General features: G+C 63.3%; 9 protein-coding genes. 2 read left to right on the top strand and 7 right to left on the bottom strand.

All coding sequences use genetic code 11. From position 1 onward, the window contains the following. Positions 1–214: 214 nt before the first annotated feature. Together RHBS_RS20745 and RHBS_RS20740 are read left to right on the top strand one after the other, a co-directional pair. On the top strand, positions 215–988 hold the full coding sequence (locus RHBS_RS20745; protein ID WP_128646361.1) for a TetR/AcrR family transcriptional regulator: 774 nt from the start codon (positions 215–217) through the stop codon (positions 986–988). A gap of 4 nt (positions 989–992) precedes the next feature. Further along, positions 993–2,102, top strand: a complete 1,110-nt coding sequence (locus RHBS_RS20740) for a DUF4873 domain-containing protein (RefSeq protein ID WP_187298580.1) — start codon at positions 993–995, stop codon at positions 2,100–2,102. Between the two features lie 7 nt (positions 2,103–2,109). Here the strand turns inward: RHBS_RS20740 and RHBS_RS20735 are convergent, their stop codons facing one another. From RHBS_RS20735 to RHBS_RS20705, 7 genes are all read right to left on the bottom strand, one after another. Continuing rightward, entirely contained in the window at positions 2,110–2,682 is a 573-nt protein-coding gene (locus RHBS_RS20735) for a hypothetical protein (protein WP_128646359.1), read from the bottom strand. Between the two features lie 177 nt (positions 2,683–2,859). Then, a complete protein-coding gene (locus tag RHBS_RS20730; RefSeq protein WP_128646358.1) occupies positions 2,860–3,642 on the bottom strand; it encodes an MlaD family protein in 783 nt (260 codons plus the stop codon). Then, positions 3,639–4,679 carry an MlaD family protein gene (locus tag RHBS_RS20725; protein ID WP_128646357.1) on the bottom strand — a complete coding sequence of 347 codons (1,041 nt, stop codon included), beginning with the start codon at positions 4,677–4,679 and terminating at the stop codon, positions 3,639–3,641. The genes RHBS_RS20730 and RHBS_RS20725 overlap by 4 nt, the downstream gene beginning before the upstream one ends. Continuing rightward, the gene (locus tag RHBS_RS20720; RefSeq protein WP_128646356.1) at positions 4,676–4,900 is read right to left on the bottom strand and encodes a hypothetical protein; all 225 of its coding nucleotides are present in this window, start codon (positions 4,898–4,900) and stop codon (positions 4,676–4,678) included. Before RHBS_RS20720 ends, RHBS_RS20725 begins: the two co-directional genes overlap by 4 nt. Next, positions 4,888–5,784 carry an MCE family protein gene (locus RHBS_RS20715; RefSeq protein WP_128646355.1) on the bottom strand — a complete coding sequence of 299 codons (897 nt, stop codon included), beginning with the start codon at positions 5,782–5,784 and terminating at the stop codon, positions 4,888–4,890. The genes RHBS_RS20720 and RHBS_RS20715 overlap by 13 nt, the downstream gene beginning before the upstream one ends. Next, positions 5,784–6,794, bottom strand: a complete 1,011-nt coding sequence (locus RHBS_RS20710; RefSeq protein WP_128646354.1) for an MlaD family protein — start codon at positions 6,792–6,794, stop codon at positions 5,784–5,786. Before RHBS_RS20710 ends, RHBS_RS20715 begins: the two co-directional genes overlap by 1 nt. Beyond that, entirely contained in the window at positions 6,791–7,798 is a 1,008-nt protein-coding gene (locus RHBS_RS20705; protein ID WP_128646353.1) for an MlaD family protein, read from the bottom strand. The genes RHBS_RS20710 and RHBS_RS20705 overlap by 4 nt, the downstream gene beginning before the upstream one ends. Between the last annotated feature and the right edge of the window lie 34 nt (positions 7,799–7,832).

Raw genomic sequence — 7,832 nt, 5'->3', positions numbered from 1 at the left:
CTTCTCGCGCGGGCCGACCGCCCGCGCCCGCGTAGCCGACAGGTCCTCGGTCACCAGCGCAGCGCGCCTCGACGTCCCCCCCGTCACTGTTCCGTTCACCGACAACTGCACGCTTCACAACCGATCCCCCTCGCGATCGACGACTCCCCCGAGACTCCGTCTATCCAAAACTCATGGTAGCCAGTACCGGCGGTAGTAGGTAATGTGACAAAGTGTGGTTCAGGTCACCGGACGTGTCAACCCAGAAGATGGAGGGCGCAAGCCACAGTGCAAGAGGATCGATGCGCGCACCGAACGCTGGCGTGAGCATCGACTCGCGGTGCGACGAGAGTTCGTCGCGGCCGCTCTGGTCGCCATCGATACGCACGGACCGAGCGTCAGCATGGGCGATATCGCACAGGCTGCAGGCACCGCCAAACCCAAGCTGTATCGGCATTTCGCCGACCGGTCCGATCTCTATGCTGAGATAGTCCAGCACGTTCAGGAAATGCTGTTGGCGAGCATCATGACCACGGCGGATCTGTTCGCGGACTCGGTGGCCGAACTCATCGATCACAGCGCTGCCGGATACGCGGCAGTGGTCGCAGACCATCCCAATCTGTTCCGGTTCCTCGTCCACGGCCACTTTCTGGCCCGCACTGTCGGCCGAAAGTCGCAGACGTCTTCGTCGGACCCGGCCTTGGAGTCGGCCCGTGCTGCAACCGACACCGTGGCGCGCGTTCTGGCCGACGCTGTGCAGGGACCAGGAGTGAACAGGGCGACGGTGGAGTTGATCTCGTACTCGGCCTTCGGCGCTGTAGCGACTGCCACGGACTGGTGGCTCGGAAGCTCCGACGACCATGAATCCGCTATGAACATCGACGCATTCACCGCGCATCTGGCGGCCATAGTGCGAGGGCTCGTCGAGTCCTCGAGTGCGCTCCTCGGCATCCGCATCGAGTTCGACCGGCCCATTCATCTCGCGTTCGTTCGCGACCAGGAGGAGTGAACCTGTGAGTGATCTATCCGGTAAGCCCGATTTCCGCGGACCGGCAACTCTGACTTTCGAGGCCCCTCCTGCCGAGTTCGAGGTGCAGGTAGATCTGCGCGGACACTCCCAACCCATCGACGGGATCTTCCGCTGGTACGGCCGCGTCCGGCCACACGAGGCACTGCAGAGTTTCATGGCGGCTGCCGGCAGCCGCCGCGAAGGCAGGCTGAGCACCGACAGCGGTGATGTGCCGGTCCTGGTGAGCGACGTGGACTTCTGGGGCCGATACCGCCTGCAAGGCACCGGGATGCCGCCGTATCCGCTCGTACCCGAGGAAGACCCGGACAGTGAGTCCGACGACGTTGTCGCGCCTTCCCCCGACGACCAGGCCCTCCACCGCGCCGCACAGCTACTCGAACCCGAATTTCGTACGGCTGCGGTCACCACCGACGGCTATGTGGAGCTGCTGGGCGGTACTCCTGCCCCGTCACCGACGGCTGCGAGTCGCGCCATGAACAACCCTCTGGTGGCCTCGATCTACGAAAAGCTCTGGCGTCCTGCCGGTGTCGCCATGATGGGAGTAGGCGGCATCTCGATGTCCGCCGAACGCGACAAGGCCGTCGACGACCTACGGCTGTCCGGAGACATGAAGGTACTGGACGTGGCAGCTGGACCGGGAAACTTCACCAGGTACCTCTCCGACCACCTGAGCGGCGATGGCATCACCATCGGGTTCGACATCTCCGAGCAGATGATCAGGCGCGCCGTTCGCGACAACCGCGGCCCCCACGCCGCCTACATGCGCGGTGATGCGCAGTCACTTCCGTTCGCCGACAACACATTCGACGCCGTCTGCTGCTTCGCTGCCCTGTACCTGATACCGAATCCATTGACCGTCGTCGACGAACTCGTCCGGGTTCTCCGGCCGGGCGGTCGAATCGCGATCATGTCCAGCTACGGCCGCAACGCCGCTCCGGTCAAATCGGTGCTGGGGGCGGTGTCGGGACGCATCGGGGTCCGCATGTTCGACAAGAATCAGTTCACGTCGATCTTCGAGCAGTGCGGCATGACGGAGATCGAGCAGGAAGTACGCGGCCTGGCGCAGTTCGTCAGCGCCACCAACGCTCACTGACGAAGTCTCAGGTCTTGGGTCCGTAGTCGCTGACGATCCACTGCCCGTCCTGATCGGTGACCGTCACCAGCAGAAGATTGGGCACCTTCCCCGGGTCGGGTTGCTGCACGTTCTGCGTCGTCTGTTGAGCGAACACCGCCACCTTGTACTCACCACCGGACTCGGAATCGATTGCTGCCGAAAGGACCTCGCCGGTCGCCACCACCTGCGACTCGTTCATGATCGCCGTCAGCGCCTCGCGGACCCCGTCGTACCTGTCCTGCAGGGACTGCGACGCCCCCTGGTCGACACCCTGGAAGAAGGCGTCGAGGTTGCGGTAGTCGTAGGTCAACGACCGCGCGGTGTACTCGGTCGCCGTGTTCACCGCCATCTGCCGGTCCTGTTCCTGTTCACGCTCGGCAGCCAGATCGCCTGCTGCAGAATGCCACAGCACGCCGAAGACCACCGCAAGCACCACACCCGGTACTGCTGCAGCGACCACCGGCCACCGAATCCGGTGCCGTCTGGAGCCCTCGGGCACTGTTGCTGCCTTGTCCTCGGGCACTGGTGTTTTCGCCTCGGCTGCGTCTGTCTCGACCATGAGGGGGTAGCTCCAATCAGTTCGGAATTTCTACGGAGAGTTTCGCCGGCCCGCCGGGAGGAAAGACGGTCTGCAGTACGTCGACGATGGACCCGGCGTCGACCCGCATCGGTTTGATGGGTGCGGTATACGGCTCGAGAAGCGTTGCGATCAAAGCAAGATCGGGGGACAGAGGCGTCAGGTACTGATCGATCTTCGGGGTGATCTGCCGAGTGGATCGTCCCAGACATCCGCGCCGACGTACGAGTACTCGTTGAAGCCCTCGAGCAAGTTGGCCACCCCGTCGCCCGTCGCGCCGACCCACGGCGCCGCGTCGGTCATGACCGGGCCGTATCCGTACGCATTGCGACCCGCCTGCTGAGCATTGTCGTACAGTCGACGAATTTCGCCGCTTTTGTCTCGCACTGTGGCTGCCAGGAATCGAAATGCCTCCACCAGACGGTCGACGTCGCCGTCACGCCCGTCGACAGCGGCCGATGCTGTCTCCGTCAGACCTTTCAGTGCGTTCGTATCGAGTTGCGAGGCAAGGGCATCGCCCAGGCCCAGCGCCTCACTGACGGTGACCGATGCTCGAACCTGCTCGCTCCCGAGCGCGTCTCCGTCCGTGAGGTACGGACCTCCGGCGCTTCGAGGGCGAAGATCGAGATACTGCTCGCCTGCGGCAGAGAGGTTCGCCACGACCACCTCGGAATCTGCAGGGATGCGATGGTCTGCATCGAGACCGAGAGTGACGTCCAACCCGCCCGGCACCACGGTGATCGATTCGACCCGACCGACCTGGATCCCGCGTGAGGTGACCTGCGAGGTGTCCATCAGTCCGCCGGAGGACTCCATCCGAACCACGACATGGTTCGTCGTTCGAGTCGGATCGATGTCGAGTACGCCGACGGTCAGGTATCCGACGCTGACGACCGTCATCACCACGAGTGCGACGAGCGAGAACAGTGTGCCCGGCTTCATCGGACAATTCCTATCCCGCGCAGGATCCCGATCATGTCGTCCGCGCGCGCACTCGGCCCTCCGTCTGCAGACACCGACCGCACTGCGATGTTCGGCGTCGACTCGAAGTACGGAATCAAGCGCTCCCTGAGCAGGGTATTGGCCTTGTCCACGTTCATCGGCACCGACGAGTCGGCATTCGCGATGGTGATCAACGCCGGCGCGATGATGTCCACAGCATCCTTCAGCTCCGGATACGGGCCGGACAGTACGTCCCCGACGTGCTGTGACATGTACCCCAGGCTGAAGATCATGTGGACGACGCTGAACAGAACCTCGGACAACCCTCCCGAACGTCTCGGGCCGAGCTCGAGGACACGCTCGACTCCATCACGTTGTGTCACAACAGTATTCGAGATACTCTCCGCGGCACCGAGTATCCGATCGATTTCCCCGGTGTTGTCGCCGATATCGGTGAGCGCGGCCCTCGCTGCGAGGTTGATCTTGTCGACCTCGGCCTGATCGGGAGGAATCGCGGCATTGACGTTGTTCACCGCTTCCTGCAATTGGACGTAATGGCCGCCGGTCACGAGGTTCGACAGTCCGCGCAGCACGTCCTCGACATTGTCGGCCGGAACAGTTCGCTCCACGGGAATGACGTCACCGTCACGAAGGTAGGGCCCGCCGGTGCCCGATGCCGAGCTCGATCCCGCGCCGGAGGAATCGGCCGGTGGCTGCAGCGAGATGTAGATCTCGCCCAGAATCGACGACTGCCGAAGTTCGGCGACGGTATCGGTGGGTAGGCGAACATCGGCGGACAGGTCCACCGTCGCCACGGCGGTCGAACCCACCAGCTCGACGGTGTCGAGAACGCCCGCGTCGACGCCCTCGACGATGACCTTCGCCTTCTCCGGAAGATTGAGCACGCTCGCGAATTCGATTCGCAGAGAATACTTGTCGCCGGCGACATAGCTACCGGGTATCGGAAGGTCGGCCGGATCGATGCTGCACGCCGACAACAACGCAACACAGCACAGGCCGGTGAGCGCGCGCCTCATCGCCAACCCGCCGAACCGAGGATCAGCTGCACCAATCCGACATCGATGACGTCGCCTCGTTGCTGGTCCGCCGAGCACGTCGGTCTGTACTTGTTGAGCAGAGCGCAGACCTCGTTGGGAGAGTTGGTATCGATCTCGAATTGCGGCGGGTGATAGATCACGCGCCCGCTCTTGGAATGGTTGTCGTACATCGTCATCAAGTTCTCGCCTATGGTCGGCACCTGTTCGAGGATGTCCTTGATATCGCCCACCCGCCCGAGCAGTACATCGACCACCGGCACCACCTGGTCGAGAAATCGTAGACCTTGTCGTCGTACTTCGCGACGTTGCGCGCCAGTGGCGGAATGAACTCTGTGGTCAAAGCGACTGTGGTCCCGAAGGCTTGGGTGAACTCCGACAGCGTGATCATCCCCCGCTTCAGATTGTCGAGCAGCTTCGCCACCTCGGGCCAGCTCACCACGAACGTGTCGATCAGACCGTCGAGGTTGTCGATCAGTCGACGCACGGTGGTATCCCGGTCGGCCGGATCGCCGACCAGCTGGGCCAATTGTCGAAGACTCTCGTTGAGCTGGGTGCCGGAGCCACGCAGCGAACCGTCGACCGAACGCAATGTGTCGCCCAGGATCTGCTCGTGGTTGCCCTCGGCGTCCGCCGGACCGAGCAGGTCCGACGCCAGCCCCGACACGGCGTCGAGCGTGTCACTGATCCCCAGCGGTGTTCTGGTGCGTTCCAACGGAATACAGCTCGCCCGATCGAACTCCGGGCCATCGATGTATGGCTGCGTGAATTCCACATGGCGGTCGGTGACGATCGAACTCGACAGTGTCACTGCCCCCACCCCGGCGGGCAACCGGAGGCCACCGTCGACATCCATCGTGACCAGCACCGCGGTGTCGGTGTTCTCGATGTGCGTCACCGTTCCGACGACCACGCCGAGCATCATGACCGAATTACCCTCGTACAAACCGACCGTGTCGGTGAACTCGGCACACATCGAGGAAGTGCCCGAGCCGGTGTCGATGACAGCGGTCGCGGACGCGACCGAGCCGACGAGCGTGACGACGACGGCTGCCGCCACGGCGATCCGTACCGATCTGCAGTTCATCAGCACACCCTCCCCGGCAACGGAATACACACGCCGACGCCGACGACCGTGTCCTGTGACTGATCGACGACGGGACCTTCACCACCGCCGATCAGGGCGGACAGGCCGTCCGCGCTTTCCTTCATGGTCGTGATCGCCCCGTCGACATCACCCAGCTGAGCGACGAGCTTCTGCGTGATCTCTTCGAGCTGGACGATCGACGGCTCCAGCCCCTTCTCGAATGCGACCACGGGGCGGTGGAACAGCTCGAAGAGTCTTCCGAGGAGGTCGAAGGCACTGACGACCTCTGCGCGCTTGTCGCCGAATCCTTTGGTCAAGGTGCCGAGCTCACGTACGAGTTCGGTGAGCATGACACGATCGGCGGCCAACGCACCGACGTACTCGTCGGACACCACGAGCCCGCGTTCGAGTTGGTCGGTGCGGGTGGCGATCACGTCGGTGAGCGAGGTCAGATTGTCCACGATGGCACGCGTCGACTGTGGCTGCGTACCGACTGCCCGGTCCAACTCGGCGACCGTCTGTCGCAACGTCGGACCGTCGATATCGCGGACCAACGGTGTCACCTGTTGGATCGCGTCGGACAGTTCGTAGGGCAGTTCGACCCGTTCCGGTGGGATCGGTGCCGACCCGAGCTCGTCGTCACCGTGCGAGGTGAGCATCACGTAGTGACCCCCGATGGGAGTCAGCAACTTCACTGTCAGGGTCGAGGCATCACCCACGAAAACGTCGGAGTCGACGCTGAATTGGACGTCGACATGTGCACCTGCCAGCTGAACCGAGCGCACCGAACCGACCGAGATACCGGCGATCCTGATGTCGTCGCCCGGCTTCACACCGGCCGCGGAGCCGAACTCCGCGGTGTACGTCCGCTCGCCGAGCGGGATCGTGTACAGCGCAGCCGCGACGAGAACGAGCACCACGGCGAACGCGACACCGACCGCACCCCAGAACACATGCGTCTTGTTCTCCGACTGCTCGTCGCGAACGCCCTTGCGAACCACGCGTGTCATTTGCACACCACCAAATTTTGTCCGCCGAGCACTATCTGTCCGATGCCCGGAATGTCCTGTCGGCCTTGACTGCAGGAGTAGGTCTGGGCACCCGGATCGGGAATGCTCGCGTTGAGCCCGGTCAGCAGTGACGGGGTGAGCGCGAGCAACTCGGTCACCTGATCGGTCTGCGGCAGTAACCGTCGCAGTGCTCCGTCGACCGGCGCGTAGCTGTTGTCGTACGCATCTTGCAGGCTCTCCAGCAAGCCGACCAGTGGTCCGAGTCCGTAGTTCGCCTGATCCAGCGACGCCAGCACGCCGTCCATCTGGGTGCTCAACCTCGAAACCAGACCGTGCAGCTCTTCGAGGAGATCGGCGACCGCCGCCGACTGTCCGCCGATCGAGTCCGAGATCTGGCCGAGATTGTCGATCAGCAGTCCGATGATCGACTCTCGCTGAACGGCGAACTGGGTGATGCGATCCACGTCCCGCAGTACCGGAGCGAGTCCGGAACCGTCACCCTGCACCATGCGGAGGATGTTCTCGGTGAACTGATTGAGCTGGGCGGTGTCGAGGGTGTCGAAGATCGGTTTGAAACCGTTGAACAGCGTGGAGATGTCGAACGATGGAATCGAGTACTCGAGCGGAATCGTCTCGCCGGCCGCCAGCGGAGCACCGGTGGCCGCGTCCTTCTGGATCAGCTCGACATATCGCTGCCCCAGGAGATTCTGATAGCGGACAGCAGCCTGTGTGTTGACGAAGATCGGTCGCCGGCCTTCGATCTCGAATCCGACTCGGGCAATGGCTCCGTCGAGTTCGACCGACGAGACCTTGCCGATCTGCACCCCGGACATGCGCACGTCGTCACCGACGTACAACCCGGACACATCGTCGAACTCCGCGCCGTAGGACGACAGCGGTCCGCTGACCGGGGTACGAAGTGCGGCCACGATGATCACGGCACATACCGCGGTCACCGTGAAGAAGGCGAGCAGTTTGACGGCCGGGCCCGCTACCTTCTTCATCGGTTCGCCTCCTCGTGTGCGGCAACGGCTCCGG

The organism is Rhodococcus sp. BS-15 (assembly GCF_000813105.1).
Lineage (GTDB): Bacteria > Actinomycetota > Actinomycetes > Mycobacteriales > Mycobacteriaceae > Rhodococcoides.
Note: the sequence above shows the minus strand (reverse complement) of the source record. Positions and strands in the feature narration are given on the sequence as shown.

What these genes read in the sequence shown, in the direction of transcription:
- RHBS_RS20735 (WP_128646359.1), bottom strand. Translation starts at nt 2,682, where the DNA reads ATGGTCGAGACAGACGCAGCCGAGGCGAAAACACCAGTGCCCGAGGAC.
- RHBS_RS20730 (WP_128646358.1), bottom strand. Translation starts at nt 3,642, where the DNA reads ATGAAGCCGGGCACACTGTTCTCGCTCGTCGCACTCGTGGTGATGACG.
- RHBS_RS20725 (WP_128646357.1), bottom strand. Translation starts at nt 4,679, where the DNA reads ATGAGGCGCGCGCTCACCGGCCTGTGCTGTGTTGCGTTGTTGTCGGCG.
- RHBS_RS20715 (WP_128646355.1), bottom strand. Translation starts at nt 5,784, where the DNA reads ATGAACTGCAGATCGGTACGGATCGCCGTGGCGGCAGCCGTCGTCGTC.
- RHBS_RS20710 (WP_128646354.1), bottom strand. Translation starts at nt 6,794, where the DNA reads ATGACACGCGTGGTTCGCAAGGGCGTTCGCGACGAGCAGTCGGAGAAC.
- RHBS_RS20705 (WP_128646353.1), bottom strand. Translation starts at nt 7,798, where the DNA reads ATGAAGAAGGTAGCGGGCCCGGCCGTCAAACTGCTCGCCTTCTTCACG.